This window comes from Halovibrio salipaludis, from assembly GCF_002286965.1.
In the GTDB taxonomy this organism is placed as follows: Bacteria; Pseudomonadota; Gammaproteobacteria; order Pseudomonadales; family Oleiphilaceae; genus Halospina; species Halospina salipaludis.
The window spans coordinates 575,095-593,691 of record NZ_NSKD01000001.1 but is presented as its reverse complement, the minus strand read 5'-3'; the positions used below and the strand labels follow the sequence as shown (position 1 = coordinate 593,691).

The following is an 18,597-nucleotide window of genomic DNA, read 5'->3' as shown; positions in this document are numbered from 1 at the left end:
TATAGAGGGGCCTCAACGGCCCCTCAGAGCTTTCCCTTGAGTTTCGGATGGAGCTTCGCCAAAGAGTTTCTTGTAATCCTTGGCAAATTGTCCTCCATGCCAGAATCCCCAATAAGCTGCTATATCGGCAATTGCGGTTCCGGATCCAGCGCTAAGAGAGCGGCGAACACGGTTCAGCCGAGTCATCCGCAAAAACTGCATCGGGCTGACACCAACAATGGACTCAAAACTGTATTGTAGGGTTCGGCGACTTACATTCGTGAGCCTGCACAGGTCACTCATGGTGATTGGCGCATCGTTATACTCATTGATGTACTGCTTTACCCGGTTAACCACGAACTGACGGTGACGAAAACTCGGGACTGCTCTTACATTAGGAGTTTTCTCATGCAGTAGCTCCATGAGCGCTAGTATGATCGCTTCCTGTTGAAGCTCTGGCGAGACGGACAACTCTTTCGCATTCAAAGTCTGGTCCAGTAGTAACCGAACCCTTTGCAACGTCTTGGCTGGCACAGCCAAACGCGGGCATTGGTGCTCCGCTGCCTCCCAGAGTTTGATGCCCTGAATCTCAGCTGTACGGTTTAGTGCTTGTTGGTCAATAACAATACCGAAGATATCGAATTCAACGGGTGTCACCAACTCAAAGTCATACCCCCCAGGGCGGCAGAAGATATCATTAGTATCCATGAGAAGGCCGTTGATCCGACTACTTTCCTTTCCCTGGACGGCCGGAATTCCCAACCAGAGCCCATTGGGCCAAACGCTGCACTGTTGGCGCAAAGCTTGGCTGGTATGTTCCTTGAAAACCTGAACGTGTGACAGCTCGAGTTCATCCAGCCGCCCATAAAAATGGCCACAACTGATCTGGTCATACTCCTGGCGCCAGTGGGTCAGGTTACGGGCATGCCGATCCGCATCATGGGCTTTCATTGTGCAAAGGCCCGTTTCAGCCGCCTCATTATTGGGTTGCATCAGAACAGCTTCCTTTTCCCAAGGGCCACACCCCAACCCAACATAGCAGAGTCTCAGCCGAGTCAACGCCCCTTTCGGTGCCGATCCTAAAGCCCACGCCAGAATGGGCTATTCATTTGCCAAATCTTGATACCACCCAGGATGTCGAGCTCTTTAGGGTTGCTTTTAAGGGCATCGAGATTGACATCAAAAGGTGATCGCACAATGAGCGGGACATACAGCTACACGCTCGGACGCAAAGCTTACAAGTTCCACGGACTTGCGGAACTCATGGCGAAAGCAACCCCCGGGCGCTCCGGGGATCGCTTGGCAGGTGTTATCGCTCTGACAGCCGAGGAGCGTGTGGCAGCTCAGATGGCGCTTTCAGAAGTACCACTCAAAACCTTTCTTGAAGAGCCCCTGATCCCCTACGAAGACGACGAGGTAACGCGCCTGATCATTGACGGGCATTCCCCCCGGGCTTTTGCCCCCATTTCACACCTGACGGTGGGCGACTTCCGCGACTGGCTACTCAGCGACCAGGCAACGCCTGATGTGCTGGCCTCAATACGCGCCGGCATCACGCCAGAAATGGCAGCCGCAGTCAGCAAGGTTATGCGCAACCAGGACCTGATCATGGTTGCCCGCAAATGCCAGATCCAAACGGCATTCCGAAATACCATCGGCTTGCCCGGCCATCTCTCAACCCGACTTCAACCCAATCACCCCACTGATGACACCACCGGCATAGCCGCCAGCATTCTGGATGGACTGCTGTATGGCAGTGGTGACGCGGTTATCGGGATCAACCCGGCCCGGGATAACGTGCCCCAGGCCACGAAGCTCATGAAACTCATGGACGAGGTGATTCACAAATACCAGATACCAACCCAATCCTGTGTGCTGACTCACGTCACCAACACTCTCGAAGCGATAGAGCAGGGGGCACCGGTTGACCTGGTGTTCCAATCCATCGGCGGAACAGAAGCAATCAACAGCAGTTTTGGCTTCAACCTGAACACATTGGCAGAAGCCGAAGAAGCCGCTCTGTCGCTCAACCGCGGCACCGTTGGCAACAACGTCATGTACTTTGAAACCGGCCAAGGAAGCTGCCTCTCCGCCAATGCCCATCACGGACTGGACCAACAAACGTGCGAAGCGCGCGCCTACGCCGTAGCCCGCAAATTCAATCCATTACTCGTCAATACCGTGGTTGGCTTCATCGGGCCGGAATACCTGTTCGACGGCAAGGAAATCACCCGGGCAGGGCTTGAAGATCACTTCTGCGGAAAACTCCTGGGTGTCCCGATGGGATGCGACGTTTGCTACACCAATCATGCCGAAGCCGACCAGGACGACATGGATAACCTGCTGACCCTGCTGGGTGTCGCTGGGTGCACCTTCATCATGGGGATTCCCGGCTCCGACGACATTATGCTCAATTACCAGACCACGTCATTCCACGATGCGCTCTACGCTCGTCGGGTTCTGGGGCTTCGCCCAGCACCCGAGTTCGAGCGCTGGCTCACGGAAATGGGCATCTTCACGGATGCCAACAGCCCTCGCCTTAACGACCAGATCCCGGAACAGTTCGCGCGCTCATTGGGCACTATTCCAGGAGTAACCTCCAATGACTGACGATACTTCTCCCCGTAACGGCCGCCTCTGGGACCGTTTAAAGGCATTCACAGATGCCCGCATTGGCCTCGGCTGTAGCGGGGTAAGCTTGCCAACGCACCAGCTGCTGACGTTCCAGATGGCCCACGCCCAGGCACGTGATGCCGTCCACTGGCCCCTGGACGTAGAAGCACTCTGTGAACAGGTACTGGCGATTGCATCGCCTTTCACCACAGAGCCGCCATTACGGCTGCGCACCCAAGCCTCCGATCGAATGACCTATGTTCAACGCCCGGATCTGGGCCGAGTGCTGTCTAACGAGTCCCGGCAACAGCTGCAGCAACGAGCCAATCACCCCACAACCGCCTCGGACCTGGCCATTGTCATGGTAGATGGGCTTTCAGCGCTGGCAGTACAGACCCATGCGCCACCGTTCCTGGAGGGGCTGTTCGCCGAACTTGAAGCGGATGAGCACCGCGACTGGCAATTGGCTCCCCTGACCGTGGTCCAGCAGGGACGGGTAGCGATCGGAGATGATGTGGGCGAGCTACTGAATGCCAGGGCAGTGCTGGTGCTCATTGGTGAACGCCCGGGACTGAGCAGCCCGGACAGCCTCGGGCTTTATTTGACCTGGGGGCCCTGCAGCGGGATGACCGATGCCGACCGGAACTGTGTCTCCAATGTTCGACCGGCCGGCCTTAAATATCCGGAAGCAAGCAGCAGAGTTGTGCACCTGCTTAGTGAGGCTTTCCGGCGGCAACTGAGTGGCGTCCAACTGAAGGAGAGGACTGACGATGATGTGATAGAGCACAAGACCGGGTCCAAGAATTTCCTTGTTTCCTAGTTATTTTTCCAATAACAACAAGAGGTATGAACAATGTCTGAACAAACAGCTGACCAAGAATACCTTGCCCAACGTCAATTGAAACGCGGCAGCGCCGGATGGATTCTATTGGCCGGCTTGGGCGTCTCGTACGTTATCTCGGGTGACTTTGCTGGCTGGAACTTTGGAATTGCCCAGGCGGGTTGGGGCGGTTACGCCATCGCAGCAGCCCTTATGGGCACAATGTACTTCACCCTGGTTTTATCCCTCGCTGAGATGTCAGCAGCAATTCCCACAGCTGGCGGCGGTTACAGCTTCGCGAGGCAAGTTATGGGCCCTGCAGGTGGCTATCTGACAGGTCTCGCTGTGCTGATTGAATACGCACTTGCTCCGGCAGCAATAGTGACCTTTATCGGATCTGCTGTTGAAGAACTTCTCGGCATCAATGGCCCTTGGGTTTACGCGGCATTTTACGGTGTTTTCATAGGCATCCACATCATTGGTGTGGGTGAAGCCCTAAAGGTCATGATGGCCATAAGTGGACTGGCCGTTGTTGCGATCCTTGCCACGGCTGTCGCATTGGTGGGTGATTTTGACACCGCTAACCTGTTCAACATCCCGGTCACCGATGCCGCTGGCGCCTCGACGTTCCTGCCATTTGGCTGGTATGGCATCTGGGCCGCCCTGCCCTTTGCCATGTGGCTGTTCCTGGCGGTGGAAGGTGTACCCCTGGGCGCCGAAGAGGCCAAAAACCCAGCCAAAGACGTCCCCAAGGGGATCATTGGAGCCATGGGATTCCTGGTGTTCACGGCCCTGTTGGTCGTCTTTCTTTTGGCCGGTGCGGCCGGCGCCGACATGATCGGCGAAAGCGGGGTGCCGCTTGTGCACGCCCTCCAGGAGACCGGCAACGAGACGCTGGCCATGGTGGTCAATGTTCTCGGACTGGCGGGTCTGATCGCATCCTTTTTCTCGATCATTTTCGGCTACAGCCGCATGATCTTTGCGCTCTCACGCGCCGGGTATCTGCCTAAATCCCTCTCATTGACCGGCAAGCGCAAGACTCCCTACTGGGCTCTGATCGTGCCCGGCGTTCTGGGCTTTATGATCTCACTGAGCGGCAAAGGCGATTTGATCCTGGCCATGGCCGTAGTGGGCGCAACCATGTCCTACGGGCTTATGGCGTTGAGTCATATCCTGCTGCGCGTCCAACAACCTGATCTGAAGCGGCCCTACAGGACACCTGGCGGTGTCTTTACCTCAGGGGTAGCACTGGCGCTGTCGCTGGTCGCATTTACCGGCGTCTATGCCTTCGACCCGAAAGCGTTCTACTACACGATGGTGCTGTTCGCACTTGGAGCGCTGTACTACTTCCTCCACAGCAGGAATCACCTGGTGGCCAACACAGCCCAGGAGGAGTTCGAGCTCCTTGAGCATGCCGAGCATGACCTAACAAGCGAGTTAACAGGCGGTACGGTTACCTAGGAGTCGGAGCCGCCAACGGATCAGACCAAACACTACGTGCACCGGTCATTCTGGCACGACTTATTGCAGGGCTGGAATGACATCTTCCCCAAACCCCCGCCGCGAATGGCGGGGTCAAACAATAAGGACAAGACATGATCTATACAAATCCAGGCGAACAGGGTTCAGCCGTCTCTTTTCAGTCACGCTATGGCAACTTCATTGGTGGTGAATGGGTAGCTCCCGTCAAAGGCTCCTATTTTGAGAACATCACGCCAGTTACCGGCAAAACGATCTGTGAGATACCACGCTCAACGGCGGAAGATATAGAACTCGCCCTTGATGCCGCGCATAAGGCCGCGCCGCAATGGGGAAAAACCTCGACCACCGAACGCTCCAACCTGCTGCTGAAGATTGCGGACCGCATTGAGCAGAATACCGAAAAGCTGGCCGTGGCCGATACCTGGGATAACGGCAAGGCGGTACGCGAAACCCTCAACGCCGATGTGCCTCTGGCTGTTGATCACTTTCGCTATTTCGCCGGTTGCATCCGTGCCCAGGAAGACACCTCCAGCGCGATCGACGCTCATACGGTGGCGTATCATTACCATGAGCCGCTCGGAGTTGTGGGCCAGATCATCCCCTGGAACTTCCCGCTACTGATGGCAGCCTGGAAGTTGGCGCCCTGCCTGGCTGCGGGCAACTGCACTGTTATGAAACCGGCAGAGCAAACACCAGCCAGTATTCTGATTCTTATTGAATTGATTGCTGACCTGCTGCCTCCGGGCGTACTCAACATCGTCAACGGCTACGGTTCGGAGGCGGGCCAAGCCCTGGCCACAAGCCCGCGCATCGCCAAAATTGCCTTTACCGGCTCCACACCGGTAGGCGCTCATATCATGAAAGCCGCCGCCAACAACATTATTCCGTCCACTGTCGAGCTGGGCGGCAAGTCCCCCAACATCTACTTCTCTGATGTGATGAAGGCTGAGCCGGAATTCATCGATAAATGTGTGGAGGGTCTTGCACTGGCCTTCTTTAACCAGGGAGAGGTCTGCACCTGCCCATCACGGGCGCTTATCCAGGAAGACATGTATGACGAATTCATGGCGATGGTTATCGAGCGTGTGAAGAACATCAAACGGGGTAACCCGTTGGATACCGACGTTCAGGTGGGCGCCCAGGTAAGCCGTGAACAATTCGACCAGATCATGTCCTATCTCGAGATTGGCAAACAGGAAGGCGCTGAGGTTCTTACCGGTGGCTGGCATGAAGAATTGGGCGGCGAATACGCCAATGGCTTCTATATTCAGCCAACCCTGCTCAAGGGTAGTAACCACATGCGCACCTTTCAGGAGGAAATCTTTGGCCCGGTAGTTGGTGTGACAACCTTCAAGGATGAGGAGGAAGCGCTGGCAATCGCCAACGATACCGAGTTCGGCCTGGGCGCAGGCCTTTGGACCCGGGATATCAACCGGGCTTACCGCATGGGCCGCACCATTCAAGCTGGGCGTGTCTGGACCAACTGTTATCACCAGTACCCTGCTCACGCCGCTTTTGGTGGCTACAAGAAATCCGGGGTAGGTCGAGAAAACCATAAGATGACCCTGGACCACTACCAACAGACCAAAAACCTGCTGGTGAGTTACGATACGGATCCCATGGGTTTCTTCTAGGGCAAGTGACGTTGAAAGGGCTCTTGGCTGACCCAAGAGCCCGTTAATTCTGTCCCTTTAACAACCCCATCAGCAGGGATTACACACCCGATAGGTGCACATCTTGCAGGTATTGCCTTCCTCGATCTGGTAGGGCGTGTCGTAGAAGCTGATCAGCTCCCATTCACCCTTCACCTCGAGATCCAGCATCTTCTTCCGGTAGCCGTATTCCTCGTAGGCGCCCTCGCGCACGGTGAACACGATCGTGCCGCCCGGGCGGCTAACGCGGATCAGCTCATCAAAGCCCTCAGCACTGATGTGGCCGTAGGTGAAGGTGCCCGTGCAGACCACCGCATCATAGGCGCTGTCATCCAACGGCAGGCGCTCCTTCATGTCAGCCTGGATCAGCTTACGGTAGACGTTCTTGGTGTCCGCCTGGTCCAGCATGTCCTGGGAGTAGTCCAGCGCGTCCATGGTGCGGTAGCCCAGCTTGGCAAGCTCCTCCCCCACCAGGCCCGTGCCGCTGCCGGCATCCAGAATCACTGCGTCGTGACTCCCTCCCAACGCCTGATCCAGGGCCTTGGCGCTGGTGATATGCGCCACATAGCCCAGCTCTTCCAGGTCGCTGTCGTAGTCGGCCGCCCAATCCCTGTAGGCGTCCATCAGTTGTTCGTGGTCATCCGCCGTGTAGACCTTGTTGAGGATCTCGGTCTTGGTAATGGTCTTGTCCGTCATCGGGTGGGGTTCCTTGTTCTCGTTCAGGTACGTTACTGACCGAGCCACTATAGCAGGGCCCACCTGTACCGACGTAAACCATGCTTGCTATTTAATAGCGCACGATTTAATGTAGCTCACATGACTGATGGCAATGACTCACAGCAAAGCCTGCTGGCTCTGGACCGACAGGTATGCTTTGCCCTGTATTCCGCGCAGCTGGCCATGAGCAAGGTGTACCGGAAGCTGCTGCGGGAGCTGGGCCTGACTTACCCCCAGTACCTGGTCATGCTCGTGCTGTGGGAGCAGGACGGCCAGACCGTCTCCGGGATCGGGCATCGGCTGTTTCTGGACTCGGCCACGCTCACGCCCCTGCTCAAGCGGCTGGAAAGCGCAGGTCTGTTGCAACGCCAGCGCAGCCGCGAGGATGAACGACAAGTGGCTGTTGTACTGACGGAACAGGGCCATAAGCTCCGGGAACAGGCCGAGGCCGTGCCGGAGTCCGTGATGTGCGCCACGCAGTGCAGCCCGGACGAACTGGAGCGGCTGCGCGATGACCTGCACAACCTGCGGGAACGATTGGCCACCTGAGGCATTTTTTGATCATTTAAATCGTGCGCTATTTAATAGCGCACAATCAAAGAGAGAGGAGAAACCATCATGGGTGCAGAAAAGATCCTTTATCAGGCCCAGGCAACCGCCAGCGGCGGCCGCGACGGCAAAGCCGACAGTGACGACGGTCAGCTCAGCGTGAAACTGGCCACGCCCAAGGAACTCGGCGGCGCGGGCGGTGACGGCACCAACCCCGAGCAGCTCTTCGCCGCCGGCTACTCCGCCTGCTTCCTGGGCGCGCTGAAACTGGTCGCCGGCAAGGCCAAAGTCGAGCTGCCCGAAGAGACCGCGATTACCGGCCAGGTCGGCATCGGGCCGGAAGGCGAAGGTTTTGGCCTGGCCGTGACCCTGAACGTGCACATTCCTGGCATTGAGCAGCAACAGGCCGAGGAGCTGGTGCAAAAGGCCCACCAAGTGTGCCCCTACTCCAACGCCACCCGGAACAACGTGCCGGTGGAGTTGGTGGTTACCGTCTAACCACTGCGTTGTGAACGGAGGCCGTCGCAAGGCGGCCTCCAAGCTCGCTCCGCGTACCGATACCGGGATTCAGGAATCCGTCTCCGGCGTCGTGTCATGTTCGTGGCGCCAATCATGCCTTCACCGGCTTTGTTGCCGCCAACGGTTCATGGTTTCCAGCTGCGCCCGCATCCGACGCACATGACTGCCTTCCCAGAAGAGCTGGCGACAGACGGAACAGGCCCACACGCTCTGCCCATCCAGACAGACGGACTCGGGGTAGTAATGGGCCACTTCCCACCCACTGGCCTCGTGCAGCGGTGTGTTGCAGTTCCTGCAGAGCGTGAACGGCGCCCGGCACCAATCCAGGTCCAGCCTCAGTGTGAGCTCCCGCAGGCGGGCCTCGTCATCCCCACCCTGCAGATAGATGACGTATCGGCTTGCCTCCGCGAACGCCAGCAGGTCGGAATCCGCCGTCACCAGCCAACGCCCCTCCGTGCAGGCCTGGTCCATCAACTGATCGTCCGAAAGGCCCGGCGTGGGTACCGCAGTGTCATACCCTGCAACGCGCAGCCACTGGGCGATGCCATTGAGCATTTCGTCGCAGAGTATTCGCACTATGGTGGGCCCCACTAGCGTAAACCCCAAAGGCCTCACTCTAACGCAGCGCGACCGGATGCTGACCCTGAGAGACAGACATTCGATATTAACCCCTTCAGGGTGCCCAAGCCTTAAAGCTTGTTGCAGCTATGAACCTCCTCCGCCGGTGACGACCAGGTGCCCGGTTCAACCAACCAAACTGAGCCAGCCGCCCCAGCTCAAACCGGATTATGCGGGATCATCCCGAGCGTCCAACGCAGAGCGGTAGGCTGTTATTCCATTCATGCAGGCAGGAATACCCGCATAAACTGCCATCTGGATAACAACCTCAAGCAGCTCCTTTTCACTCACACCCACGTTCAGCGCCCCACGCATATGAAACTCCAACTGCCCCGGCGCTGTTCCCATCGCTGTAAGGGCTGCGACCGTGAGCATCTCGCGCGTCCTGAGATCCAGCCCCGGCCGCCCCACCACATCCGCGAATGCATAGTCGGTGATCAGCCTGGGCAGGTCCGGGTCCAGTTCCGCAAGCCGGCCGGTGACACGGTCCCCCGCTCCCGCTTCAAGGCGATCCATGATCTGCTTTCCCCGAACAGTCTTATCCGTCATTGCAATTCTCCTTACCCCTGCCTGATGTTTATCACAGCGCCATCATGGCTTTTGCCACCAGGGTGCGGAATGACGTTTTTTGCGATACCTTTATTGAATCAAAATGCCACCCCCAAACAGGCATCATTTCCTTCATTGATGTCCACAGGGTTGTGACTGAGCAGGGAGGCGCCTCTTTATGAGTATTTTCTCCCAACGGATGCCCACGATTAAGCAACTGCAGTGTTTTGTTGCCGTGGCCCAGGAGCTCAATTTTCGCCGTGCGGCGGAACGCCTGAACATGTCCCAGCCGCCGCTTTCGAGACAAATAAAACGCCTTGAGAGTCTGCTCAGGATTAAACTAATCGAACGCGACACCCATACAGTAAGCCTGACCTCAGCCGGTGAGGCCTTTGAGCATGAGGCACATGCGATACTGTCCAGAATCGACACCGCCACCAGTGCGTTACGCCAGAAAGAGTGTGGTAATGAGGCAGACGTTCGGTTGGGTTTGACCAGCGTGATCGACTTCTCCCAGATACCGGGTATTCAGGCCATACTGACATCCGACAAACGACCCGTTCAGATCCGCACGGAGTATGCCTACTCCAAACAACTTATTAAGCGGTTGCGGAGTGGGGAGATCGACCTTGCCATTGTCGGGAATATTCCCGGCCAGGGCGAGGCGTTTGAGGTACGACCGTTGGCGAGCGATCCGTTGATGGTTGCGCTCCCGGAATCCCATAACGCAAGCCAGCACGAGCAGGTGTCGTTTAAGGACCTGGCCGGCACAACCCTGTTCTGGTTTCCCAGGAACGAGAACCCCGATTTCTACGATAAGTGCGAGCAGACCTTTGTCGATTTTGGGTACGAGCCACCCCGTAAACCGGAGCCCACCGAACACATGACGCTGCTCTCGAAGATCGCCGCTGGTGAAGGAATGGCCTTTTTCCCTGCCTCTATGCGTGCGGCAAGCCGGCTGGGGGTGGTTTATCGACCGTTTGTTCCGGAGATTGAAGCCAGATTAAATGTTGAGCTCAAGCTCATGTGGCGCTCAAGCGAAACGCGTTCAGAAGTCCTCAGGACAGCTGATCGATTCATTGCCCTAGGAATCCCGGCAGGCACTTGATTACATGATCTCAGTGATCAGAGCCTGTTATCCGCGGTGATGTGTCCTGATCCTTGCTGCCAGTTTCTCCAGGGCCCTGTCATCGGCTCTCTGGTAATCATGCGAGGAGATATAACCCTCGTAGCGTTCAAAGTACTTGTCCACGTTGGATTCGATAGGTTTAAACCCAGCAGAATCGCCCGTTCCATGCATGGGAAACAGCTTTGCGTGCAGGTGGTCAACGCCATACCCCTCGAAGATCAGGCCCGTTCGCGCTACCCCATCCAGAGCTTCATCCAACAGAAGCCCCACCCGTTTCGAGGCCAGGACCAATGCGGAAATGACGTCGTCCTGCTGGCTGAACAGGTAACTCGACACATGACGCTTGGGAATGACCACGGAAAAGCCCGGCGTATTTGGGAAAATCGAGAGGAAGGCCAAATGGTCCGCGTCTTCCCATATCTTGTGGCACGGGGCTTTGCCCGCTGCGATCTCGCAGAATGGACAGGTCAAAACAACCCCCGATTTTCCAGGGTTTCGGATAACGAATGGATCATCTCCACATCGTTCACCGGCCTTGCTTTCTGCCGGTTCAGCCAGATACCACGAACGCCTGCTGACTGAGCACCGCGTGCGTCCTTATCCAAACGGTCACCGATATAGCAAGCTTCCGAAGGAGACACTCCGACCTGATCACACGCCGAGTTGAAGAGACGGGCATCCGGTTTGCCGACACCAACCGTTTCCGCCGTGACCACCGCCTGGAAGAAGTGCCGGATACCGGTTTTCTCCAGCTTTCGCTCCTGTTGGGCCTGAGAACCATCCGAAAGAGCTACGAAATATTCATTTGGTGACCAATGTTCAAGAAACGCCAACACGTCCGGGAACAATTCCCACGCCTCCTCGTAGAAGGCCAGATACCGGTTGAAGATCTCGTCCACATCGTGATCTGAGAGTGAGGGGTCACCAAGCACCGTCCGGACCCGTCGTGCCCTTTGCTCGGCAAATCTGATCTCACCGGCCAGGAACTCAGCCATGTGTTTTTCCGAAGCCTCCCGCCAGACCTCAGGAAATGTAGCCGCCGAGTATCTCGGGATCACATCCGCATAGACATTACCGAATTGCTGGGCAGCCCGTTCCTCTGCTGAGACATGGTCGATCAGGGTTCCGTCGATATCCAGAATGATCATTCCTGGTGCCCGGAACGCAGTGAGACATTGGGCGCTCCCTGCCCAAGCAACGCGGCTGTTTCAGCAACCACACCCTCAACCACGTCCCGCGCAGACTGCACGCGGTCAATCAGGTCCACCGCCTCACCCACGATCAGCGGAGCGAGACTGAAATCCCCCTCCCTGATCGCGGACTGGAACCGTTCGCGCTCATCGGCAAGGTTTTCCTCCAGATCCGGCAGATGGCCATGCCATTGGTCGGTCATGCGGTTGCGCAGACTGCGCAGGGTGTAAGGCTCCGGCCAACCGTAACCCCGGAGCCGATCGAACACCGAGCTGCGAACCGTGTCGTCACCGTGGGCGTTCGCTGCCCCCGTCTTGGCAGTTGGATGCGCCAGGGACTCCTCGGTGGCGTAGAAGCGACTCCCCATCAGGACACCGCTTGCCCCGAGCATCATGGCAGCGGCAGCTCCCCGCCCGTCCGCGATACCGCCGGCCGCAACCACGGGGACGGAGCCAACAGCATCCACCACGGCCGGAACCAGAGGAAGCGTAGCCCGATTCGCGCCATGCCCACCGGCCTCGGTGCCCTGGGCGACAATAACGTCCGCCCCTTCGTCCACGGCCTTCCTTGCCTGTTCGACGGTCTGGACCTGGGCCAGCAGGCAGCAACCGGCTTCCCGGATGCGCGGCGCAAAACCGGCCAGCTCCCCGAACGACAGCATCATGGCCCGGGGCTGATGCGCCAGCACCTGATCAAGGAGTTCAGGCTTCTGCTGCGCGCTCCAGGTAATGAAGCCCACGCCAACCGGGCTGTCACCCGCCTTGGCCAGCTCGTGTTCGAGCCATTCCGCATCACCGTAACCACCCCCGATCAGGCCCAATCCACCGGCTTGCGAGACGGCCGAAGCAAGGTGCCCACCGGCGACCCAGGCCATCGGCGCGGACAGGACCGGGTGGCGGATGCCCAGAAGGCGCGTAAGCGGTGTTTCGAGAGGCTGTTCATTCATGGTCATATCAGTCATCAGTGGATTCAGCCAATCGTGCGGCGACCACGGTATTCTGCCAGAGCGGGACCACTGCAAGGGCCGCCATTACAAATTCTGCCGGTTAACTTCGAACCAATGCCCCCCCATTAGCGACTTAACCATGGCCACTCCCTGAACGCTTCGCTGGGCCTGGTGACTCCACTCCACCGCCTTGACCTTGAACTCAGTGCTGTAGCGTTGTGTCTTCTTCCCCGTGATCATCTCGGGCATCGGTTTTCTCCTGCGTCGGAGTTATCGATGCGTGTCCAGTAAAGTGAGGGAAGTCCACATCCGAGTAACGCGTCTGGTTAGCTGTGACCAAGCATGTAGGCACGAAGCTGCCGCTCCTCTCGCATGACATAGAGCACGAGAACCCGTTGCTCATCCTCACGATAAAAAATGCGGCACGGTGTAACCACTAACTCCCTGTATACCGAATTAGGGAGCTCTGGCGGAATACGTCCGGATTGGGGAAAATCTGCCAAGCGGTCGGTCTTATCGAAAACTTCCTGAACCAGATCACTTGCGGCTGCAGGATTATCCAGAGCAATGTACTCAGCGATGGCATCCAGTTCCTGAAGGGCGGGCTCCGTCCGGACTACTTCAGCCATTTACTCATGTTCTCCCTGGCCTCACTTTGGCTGTACGTTTTTCCCTCAAGTACAGCACGCTCTCCCCGTGAGAGCCCCTCAAGCAGCTCAAGTCGCCGCTGCATAAACTCGTAATCCTGCACATCAACAAGGTATGCGGATGGCTGACCATGTTCCGTGATCAGTATCGGCTCTTTGGACAGATGCAGATCTGCCAGAATCTTTGTGGCTTGGCGCTTGAGGTTTGTAACAAGCTCAACTTTCATGGGCTCACCCTGAATCAGACCAATAATGATACTATAGTATCACTTTTCATGTGAGGCAATCACTGCTAACGCGGAGCTTTGCGGCAATTTCGGAGCCGCGCAGCGGTGGAGAAATTGTCCGGCAACAGCGGCTGATTATGCATTATTCGTAGTGGCTCCAGAGCCTCAGAACTTTCACCACCCGCTCCTCTTCCAGTACTTGGTAGACCAGACGATGCTGAATATTGATGCGGCGCGAATAGGCCCCCGCGAGATCCCCAATGAGTTTCTCGAACGGAGGCGGCTTGCGGTAAGGGTCCTCTGAAATCAGCGCCAACAATTCCTGGGCTTTTGGTTTGAGGCCGCTGGAGGCTAGTTTCTTTGCATCTTTCTGGGCCTGCTTGGTGTAAACCAACTTCCATGTCACCAGTCCAGCTCCTCATCGCATTCATCCACGGGGGTATCCATCCCCTCACGAATAGACTCCCTCATACCCGGTACGGAGAGAAGGTAAAGTGTTTCCTGAATTGCAGACCAGTCTTCTTCGGAAACCAGGACGGCTTTGTTCCGCTTACCCGTGATGACGATTGGTTGGTGGGACTCGGCAGTCTCGTCAATCAACCGATAAAGGTTGCTGCGCGCCTCAGTTGCTGTGATTCCGGTCATGACGCACCTCTTGCGTTGTTCAAATTTCCACCAAGTGTACGCCTTTGGGTACGTACGTCAAGACGAACGTCCTGCATAACAGAGATTAGTGTGCCGGCACCGATATCCAATATCGTTGCCAGGTCAATAACTTCAGGCCAGGCACGGCTGCACCCCCAATAAAAGCCGCCGATTCAACCTCGTAGCCGCCTGCCCTCTACGCTTCCGGAATCGCACGACTTCACCCTTAGCGCTCCCATATGCTCCCAAAGGTAGCCCCTCCCTCGGACGGAAAAAAGTCCCTCCTCTCATTTCTGTGAGCAGCCACTCGCCCTGCAACCCGGGCCGGTCACATGCCCCGGTAAAGCCCCGCTAAACCTGATCGACACCACCCCACAGCCGCCCCAATGGTCGTAATTACCGAAACCTTCTGGCATACTGTCGCGCCTGTAGACGACAGGAATGCTTTCCCGCGCCCCGGCACGCCGCAAGCGTGGCGGGGTGCTACCGCTTAGAGGGGTGCGCCCCGAACAACCATCCGCACCCCCGGGCCGCCGCGCTGCCCTTTCATCCCGGCAGCCGCGCGCCGCAACCGATTTGAAACATCTGAAAGTGAGGTCATCGTGAGTAAAACCTACACGGATCTGTGCCCGGCCCGGCTTGTTGAGCTGGCGCTGGAAAGGAATGAGGGCAAACTCGCCTCCAATGGCTCACTGGTGGTGACCACCGGCGAACGCACCGGTCGCTCCCCGGTGGACCGCTTCATTGTTGAAGAGCCCAGCACCGTTAACCAGATCGACTGGGGCAAGATCAATCACCCCTTCGACGCGGACAGGTTCGATGCGCTCTGGGAGCGTGTGAAGACATACCTGGGTGAGCATGAGCACTTCACCTCGCACGTGCACGTGGGCTCGGACCCGAACTACTACCTGCCGGTGAAGATGACCACCGAGACGGCCTGGCAGAATCTGTTCGGCCTGAACCTCTTCATCCGCCCTGATCAGTACAACCCCATCGACAACCCGGAATGGGAAATCCTGAACGCGGCGAACTTCGAGTGCGTACCCGAGCGCGACGGCACCAACAGTAACGCCACGGTCATCATCAACTTCGCGCGCAAGCGCGTGCTGATCGCGGGCATGCACTACGCCGGCGAGATGAAGAAGGCCATGTTCTCGGTGCAGAACTTCCTGCTGCCGGACCATGACGTGCTGCCCATGCACTGCTCTGCCAACGTGGGCGATGACGGCGACGTCTGCCTGTTCTTCGGTCTTTCCGGTACCGGCAAGACCACCCTCTCCGCCGACCAGAGCCGCCACCTGATCGGTGACGACGAGCACGGCTGGGGTGAAGGCACCGTCTTCAACCTGGAGGGTGGCTGCTACGCCAAGACCATCGATCTCTCGCGCAAGAACGAGCCCATCATCTGGGACGCCATCAAGTTCGGTGCCCTGGTCGAGAACGTGGTGGTGGATGAGGCGACCCGTGAGCCGGACTACACGGACACTTCTCTCACCGAGAACGGCCGCTGCGCCTACCCGCTGGATCATGTTGAAAAACGGGTGGTGGAGAACCGTGCCGGCGAGCCCAAGCACATCATCTTCCTGACCTGCGACATGACCGGCGTGCTGCCGCCCGTGTCCATCCTTTCGCGCGAGTCCGCGGCCTACCACTTCCTCAGTGGCTACACCGCACTGGTGGGCTCCACGGAAATGGGGTCCGGCGAAGGGCTGAAGTCCACCTTCTCCACCTGCTTCGGAGCGCCCTTCTTCCCGCGCCCGGCCGGCGTCTACGCCGAGCTGCTGATGAAGCGGATGGACGCGTTCGACAGCAAGGTATTCCTGGTGAACACCGGCTGGACCGGCGGTCCCTACGGTGTGGGCAAGCGCTTCTCCATTCCCACCACGCGGGCCATCATCAATGGCATCCAGGATGGTGAGCTGGACGACGTCGAGACCGAGCATCTGGAAGACCTGAACCTGGACGTGCCGACGTCGGTACCGGGCGTTGAGACCAAGCTGCTCAACCCGCGCAACACCTGGGATGACCCGGCCGAGTACGACAAAAAGGCCCAGGAGCTGATCAGCCAGTTCGTTGAGAACTTCAGCAAGTTCGACGTGCCGGATTCGATCGTCAACGCCGGCCCGAAGCTGCGCCAGTAAGCCCGGTTCCGCGCCCTGTCGGGCGCTCAAACAGAAAGGCCCCGGTCGTGTTGATCACGCCGGGGCCTTTTTCATTCAGGCGAACCTGTCACAGGGCGTAGAGAAGCAGGGGCACGAACGCCACCAGCACCAGCGCTGTCCCCATGACCACCATGGGCATGACGATGCGCTCATGACGCTGGTAGAAACTGCCACCACTGGCCTCCGTGCGCGCCAGGCGCACCTCCTCGTCGCCCACCACCTGCCGTGTCAACAGGTGGTTGAGGGAAACGGGCGGCGTGAGGTAGCCCAGCTCAAACGCCACCAGCGTCACCATCCAGAAGTGCACCGGGTCGATTCCGCTCTGGTAGGCGAAACTCGCCACAGTGGCGCTCACCAGGATGACGGCGCCGAAAGCATCCATGATCATGCCCAGCCCCACGAGCAGCAACACCATCAGGCCCATGGCCAGCCACGGGCTCGCCACGCTGTCCGGGAACAGCCCCATGAGTTCGGCACGCTCAATCACGCCGCCCAGGCTGATGGAAAGCCCGAACAGCAGCAGCAGTGCCCCGATCTCGGCGGTGGTATCACTGGTGGCATGGCGCAGGCTTGGTTCGAAACCGCTGTGCGCCTGGCCGCCGGCGGTCTGCGGTAGGGCCCGGCCTCGGAAGCGGATGGCCTCGAACACCAGGATACTGAGCAGCATCACGGGCAGGATCCGTGGCGCGGAGAATTCATCCAGGCCCACGCCCAGCCCCCAGCTGTAGGCCAGAACCACCGCGGCGACCACCAGCGCATAGGGAATCAGCGGCCGCAGGGCCTGGAGCATCTCCGGGATGGCCTCACCCATGGGCGCCAGCCTCATCTCGCTCTGGCGGTTGACCAGCATGGTCACCAGGAAGAACAGCACCGCTGAGAGCGCGAAGACAATTGCCCCCCAGCTGAAGAGTTCATCCGTTGTGACTTCGCGGTTGAGCATCGCGATGACCACAACCAGCAGGCAGGGCCGCAGCACAACGCCCATGGAGCCGGACATTGCGGTGGCGGCCAGGGCCAGCTGACGGCGGGCACCAGCGGAACGCAGTTCGTGGTAGATCACGGCACCGGCGGCGATCACGAAGATACCGGAGGCACCGGTATAGGCGGTTGGGATGGCGGCAACCACAACGGCCACAGTCGCCAGCAGCTCCGGCGGCATGCGCAGGGGCCGGAAAACGTCGAACACCAGGGTAGCCACCCGTGTCTGCTTGAGCATCATACCCGCCCAGACGTAGAGCGCCACGTTCACGAAGATCTCAGCGTGCTCCATCAGTGCGCCCAGGTAGACACCGATGCCCTGCATGTAGCCGAAACTCAGGAAGTAGGCCCCGGAGATGAAACACATCACCGAATACAGCGGAATGGTGGTCAACGCCTGCGGGATGCTGCCACCGGTGCGCAGGTCCGTCGGTTCGCGCAGAAGCCGGTAGACACTCGCCGCACTCAGCACCGCAAAACACAGCACCCAGAGCAGGTTGAGCATGTCCCGCGCCGGCGGCACCACATCCATGGCCTGATGCACGTGGTTGCGGTAGATCCAGCTGGAGGCCAGCAGCATCAGGTTGGCGATGGTCTGGGCACTGTAGGAGACCCGGTAGTCCGTACGGGTCTCGATGCCCCGGATGGCGATCTGGTGCCGGCCCAGGGTGGCCGTGGCCGCGCAGATGGCGACCAGCAGGATCAGCAGCGGCCGCTGCCAGTTGAGCCCGACCGCCGTCAGCTCCGCCAGGCCCTGTTCCATGCTGCGGTACAGGCGCACCGGGGTCGTGATCCGCTCCTTCGTGGCCTGGTACTGGAGATGCGCCGCTTCACAGGCCCGCTGGGCCGCGATCACCGATCGGCGGACGGCCTTGCGATCCACCTCGGACTCCCCGAGCAGGCCCGCGATCTCGTCGTCCATCCGGCGCTCTGCCACGCGATCCACTTCGGACTCGATGTCCACCATGGGATTGCAGTCCGGGCGCTCCGGGTCCTCCCGCAGCTGGTAGTAGCCGGACCAGAAGTACTCCCCGAGCTGGAGCGCCTTGTTGTGGAAGTCCGTGGTCGTGGCGAAGAACACGAACAGCAGCAGAATCAGGCAGGCCGGCAGCGAGGAGAACCATTCGATGCCGGTACGGCGTGGCAGACCCATACAACAACCCTGGTCAGATGG

At 58.6% G+C, this 18,597-nt stretch carries 21 protein-coding genes; 8 read left to right on the top strand and 13 right to left on the bottom strand.

Annotated elements, in window-relative coordinates; all coding sequences use genetic code 11:
* Window positions 1-12 precede the first annotated feature (12 nt).
* The gene (locus CK501_RS02905; RefSeq protein WP_095616210.1) at window positions 13-972 is read right to left on the bottom strand and encodes a helix-turn-helix domain-containing protein; all 960 of its coding nucleotides are present in this window, start codon (window positions 970-972) and stop codon (window positions 13-15) included.
* Window positions 973-1,176: 204 nt separating this feature from the next.
* Here CK501_RS02905 and CK501_RS02900 point away from each other — a divergent pair, with 204 nt between their 5' ends.
* From CK501_RS02900 to exaC, 4 genes are all read left to right on the top strand, one after another.
* Window positions 1,177-2,589, top strand: coding sequence for an ethanolamine ammonia-lyase subunit EutB (locus tag CK501_RS02900; protein WP_095616209.1), 1,413 nt, complete (start codon window positions 1,177-1,179; stop codon window positions 2,587-2,589).
* Entirely contained in the window at window positions 2,582-3,412 is an 831-nt protein-coding gene (gene eutC, locus CK501_RS02895) for an ethanolamine ammonia-lyase subunit EutC (RefSeq protein WP_095616208.1), read from the top strand. The genes CK501_RS02900 and eutC overlap by 8 nt, the downstream gene beginning before the upstream one ends.
* Before the next feature lie 33 nt (window positions 3,413-3,445).
* Entirely contained in the window at window positions 3,446-4,873 is a 1,428-nt protein-coding gene (gene eat / locus CK501_RS02890; protein WP_095616207.1) for an ethanolamine permease, read from the top strand.
* Between the two features lie 134 nt (window positions 4,874-5,007).
* The gene (gene exaC, locus CK501_RS02885) at window positions 5,008-6,528 is read left to right on the top strand and encodes an acetaldehyde dehydrogenase ExaC (RefSeq protein ID WP_095616206.1); all 1,521 of its coding nucleotides are present in this window, start codon (window positions 5,008-5,010) and stop codon (window positions 6,526-6,528) included.
* A 69-nt stretch (window positions 6,529-6,597) separates the two neighbouring features.
* On the opposite strand, the gene CK501_RS02880 is transcribed toward exaC, so the two are convergent.
* Window positions 6,598-7,242 (bottom strand): class I SAM-dependent DNA methyltransferase, encoded by a 645-nt coding sequence (locus CK501_RS02880; RefSeq protein ID WP_095616205.1) that lies wholly within the window; start codon window positions 7,240-7,242, stop codon window positions 6,598-6,600.
* A 120-nt stretch (window positions 7,243-7,362) separates the two neighbouring features.
* Between CK501_RS02880 and CK501_RS02875 the strand changes: the two genes are divergently transcribed.
* Together CK501_RS02875 and CK501_RS02870 are read left to right on the top strand one after the other, a co-directional pair.
* On the top strand, window positions 7,363-7,812 hold the full coding sequence (locus tag CK501_RS02875; protein ID WP_095616204.1) for a MarR family winged helix-turn-helix transcriptional regulator: 450 nt from the start codon (window positions 7,363-7,365) through the stop codon (window positions 7,810-7,812).
* 69 nt (window positions 7,813-7,881) lie between these two features.
* Complete coding sequence (locus CK501_RS02870; protein ID WP_095616203.1) at window positions 7,882-8,310, top strand: organic hydroperoxide resistance protein; 429 nt, start codon at window positions 7,882-7,884, stop codon at window positions 8,308-8,310.
* A 120-nt stretch (window positions 8,311-8,430) separates the two neighbouring features.
* Here CK501_RS02870 and CK501_RS02865 read toward each other — a convergent pair whose 3' ends face one another.
* Window positions 8,431-8,907 (bottom strand): DUF5615 family PIN-like protein, encoded by a 477-nt coding sequence (locus CK501_RS02865; RefSeq protein ID WP_143421373.1) that lies wholly within the window; start codon window positions 8,905-8,907, stop codon window positions 8,431-8,433.
* Window positions 8,908-9,117: 210 nt separating this feature from the next.
* Complete coding sequence (locus tag CK501_RS02860) at window positions 9,118-9,498, bottom strand: carboxymuconolactone decarboxylase family protein (protein ID WP_095616201.1); 381 nt, start codon at window positions 9,496-9,498, stop codon at window positions 9,118-9,120.
* 178 nt (window positions 9,499-9,676) lie between these two features.
* Between CK501_RS02860 and CK501_RS02855 the strand changes: the two genes are divergently transcribed.
* Window positions 9,677-10,606, top strand: a complete 930-nt coding sequence (locus CK501_RS02855) for a LysR family transcriptional regulator (protein ID WP_095616200.1) — start codon at window positions 9,677-9,679, stop codon at window positions 10,604-10,606.
* Between the two features lie 27 nt (window positions 10,607-10,633).
* Here the strand turns inward: CK501_RS02855 and CK501_RS02850 are convergent, their stop codons facing one another.
* From CK501_RS02850 to CK501_RS02820, 8 genes are all read right to left on the bottom strand, one after another.
* The gene (locus CK501_RS02850; RefSeq protein ID WP_095616199.1) at window positions 10,634-11,098 is read right to left on the bottom strand and encodes an HIT family protein; all 465 of its coding nucleotides are present in this window, start codon (window positions 11,096-11,098) and stop codon (window positions 10,634-10,636) included.
* A complete protein-coding gene (locus CK501_RS02845) occupies window positions 11,095-11,775 on the bottom strand; it encodes an HAD family hydrolase (RefSeq protein ID WP_095616198.1) in 681 nt (226 codons plus the stop codon). The genes CK501_RS02850 and CK501_RS02845 overlap by 4 nt, the downstream gene beginning before the upstream one ends.
* Window positions 11,772-12,779 (bottom strand): NAD(P)H-dependent flavin oxidoreductase, encoded by a 1,008-nt coding sequence (locus CK501_RS02840; protein WP_143421372.1) that lies wholly within the window; start codon window positions 12,777-12,779, stop codon window positions 11,772-11,774. The genes CK501_RS02845 and CK501_RS02840 overlap by 4 nt, the downstream gene beginning before the upstream one ends.
* 69 nt (window positions 12,780-12,848) lie before the next feature.
* On the bottom strand, window positions 12,849-13,013 hold the full coding sequence (locus CK501_RS16810) for a hypothetical protein (RefSeq protein ID WP_158223022.1): 165 nt from the start codon (window positions 13,011-13,013) through the stop codon (window positions 12,849-12,851).
* A 77-nt stretch (window positions 13,014-13,090) separates the two neighbouring features.
* Window positions 13,091-13,393 (bottom strand): type II toxin-antitoxin system RelE/ParE family toxin, encoded by a 303-nt coding sequence (locus CK501_RS02835; RefSeq protein WP_095616197.1) that lies wholly within the window; start codon window positions 13,391-13,393, stop codon window positions 13,091-13,093.
* Entirely contained in the window at window positions 13,381-13,638 is a 258-nt protein-coding gene (locus CK501_RS02830; protein WP_095616196.1) for a type II toxin-antitoxin system Phd/YefM family antitoxin, read from the bottom strand. The genes CK501_RS02835 and CK501_RS02830 overlap by 13 nt, the downstream gene beginning before the upstream one ends.
* A 142-nt stretch (window positions 13,639-13,780) precedes the next feature.
* On the bottom strand, window positions 13,781-14,044 hold the full coding sequence (locus tag CK501_RS02825) for a Txe/YoeB family addiction module toxin (protein ID WP_095616195.1): 264 nt from the start codon (window positions 14,042-14,044) through the stop codon (window positions 13,781-13,783).
* A complete protein-coding gene (locus tag CK501_RS02820) occupies window positions 14,041-14,283 on the bottom strand; it encodes a type II toxin-antitoxin system Phd/YefM family antitoxin (RefSeq protein ID WP_095616194.1) in 243 nt (80 codons plus the stop codon). The genes CK501_RS02825 and CK501_RS02820 overlap by 4 nt, the downstream gene beginning before the upstream one ends.
* A gap of 602 nt (window positions 14,284-14,885) precedes the next feature.
* On the opposite strand from CK501_RS02820, the gene CK501_RS02815 reads away from it, so the two are divergent.
* Window positions 14,886-16,424 (top strand): phosphoenolpyruvate carboxykinase, encoded by a 1,539-nt coding sequence (locus tag CK501_RS02815; RefSeq protein ID WP_095616193.1) that lies wholly within the window; start codon window positions 14,886-14,888, stop codon window positions 16,422-16,424.
* A gap of 88 nt (window positions 16,425-16,512) precedes the next feature.
* On the opposite strand, the gene CK501_RS02810 is transcribed toward CK501_RS02815, so the two are convergent.
* Window positions 16,513-18,576, bottom strand: a complete 2,064-nt coding sequence (locus tag CK501_RS02810) for a TRAP transporter large permease subunit (protein ID WP_095616192.1) — start codon at window positions 18,574-18,576, stop codon at window positions 16,513-16,515.
* Window positions 18,577-18,597: the final 21 nt, after the last annotated feature.

What these genes read in the sequence shown, in the direction of transcription:
- CK501_RS02840 (WP_143421372.1), bottom strand. Translation starts at nt 12,779, where the DNA reads ATGACTGATATGACCATGAATGAACAGCCTCTCGAAACACCGCTTACG.
- CK501_RS02875 (WP_095616204.1), top strand. Translation starts at nt 7,363, where the DNA reads ATGACTGATGGCAATGACTCACAGCAAAGCCTGCTGGCTCTGGACCGA.
- CK501_RS02830 (WP_095616196.1), bottom strand. Translation starts at nt 13,638, where the DNA reads ATGAAAGTTGAGCTTGTTACAAACCTCAAGCGCCAAGCCACAAAGATT.
- CK501_RS02860 (WP_095616201.1), bottom strand. Translation starts at nt 9,498, where the DNA reads ATGACGGATAAGACTGTTCGGGGAAAGCAGATCATGGATCGCCTTGAA.
- CK501_RS02900 (WP_095616209.1), top strand. Translation starts at nt 1,177, where the DNA reads ATGAGCGGGACATACAGCTACACGCTCGGACGCAAAGCTTACAAGTTC.
- eat (WP_095616207.1), top strand. Translation starts at nt 3,446, where the DNA reads ATGTCTGAACAAACAGCTGACCAAGAATACCTTGCCCAACGTCAATTG.
- CK501_RS16810 (WP_158223022.1), bottom strand. Translation starts at nt 13,013, where the DNA reads ATGCCCGAGATGATCACGGGGAAGAAGACACAACGCTACAGCACTGAG.
- CK501_RS02820 (WP_095616194.1), bottom strand. Translation starts at nt 14,283, where the DNA reads ATGACCGGAATCACAGCAACTGAGGCGCGCAGCAACCTTTATCGGTTG.
- CK501_RS02855 (WP_095616200.1), top strand. Translation starts at nt 9,677, where the DNA reads ATGAGTATTTTCTCCCAACGGATGCCCACGATTAAGCAACTGCAGTGT.
- CK501_RS02835 (WP_095616197.1), bottom strand. Translation starts at nt 13,393, where the DNA reads ATGGCTGAAGTAGTCCGGACGGAGCCCGCCCTTCAGGAACTGGATGCC.
- CK501_RS02880 (WP_095616205.1), bottom strand. Translation starts at nt 7,242, where the DNA reads ATGACGGACAAGACCATTACCAAGACCGAGATCCTCAACAAGGTCTAC.
- exaC (WP_095616206.1), top strand. Translation starts at nt 5,008, where the DNA reads ATGATCTATACAAATCCAGGCGAACAGGGTTCAGCCGTCTCTTTTCAG.
- CK501_RS02870 (WP_095616203.1), top strand. Translation starts at nt 7,882, where the DNA reads ATGGGTGCAGAAAAGATCCTTTATCAGGCCCAGGCAACCGCCAGCGGC.
- eutC (WP_095616208.1), top strand. Translation starts at nt 2,582, where the DNA reads ATGACTGACGATACTTCTCCCCGTAACGGCCGCCTCTGGGACCGTTTA.
- CK501_RS02905 (WP_095616210.1), bottom strand. Translation starts at nt 972, where the DNA reads ATGCAACCCAATAATGAGGCGGCTGAAACGGGCCTTTGCACAATGAAA.
- CK501_RS02810 (WP_095616192.1), bottom strand. Translation starts at nt 18,576, where the DNA reads ATGGGTCTGCCACGCCGTACCGGCATCGAATGGTTCTCCTCGCTGCCG.
- CK501_RS02845 (WP_095616198.1), bottom strand. Translation starts at nt 11,775, where the DNA reads ATGATCATTCTGGATATCGACGGAACCCTGATCGACCATGTCTCAGCA.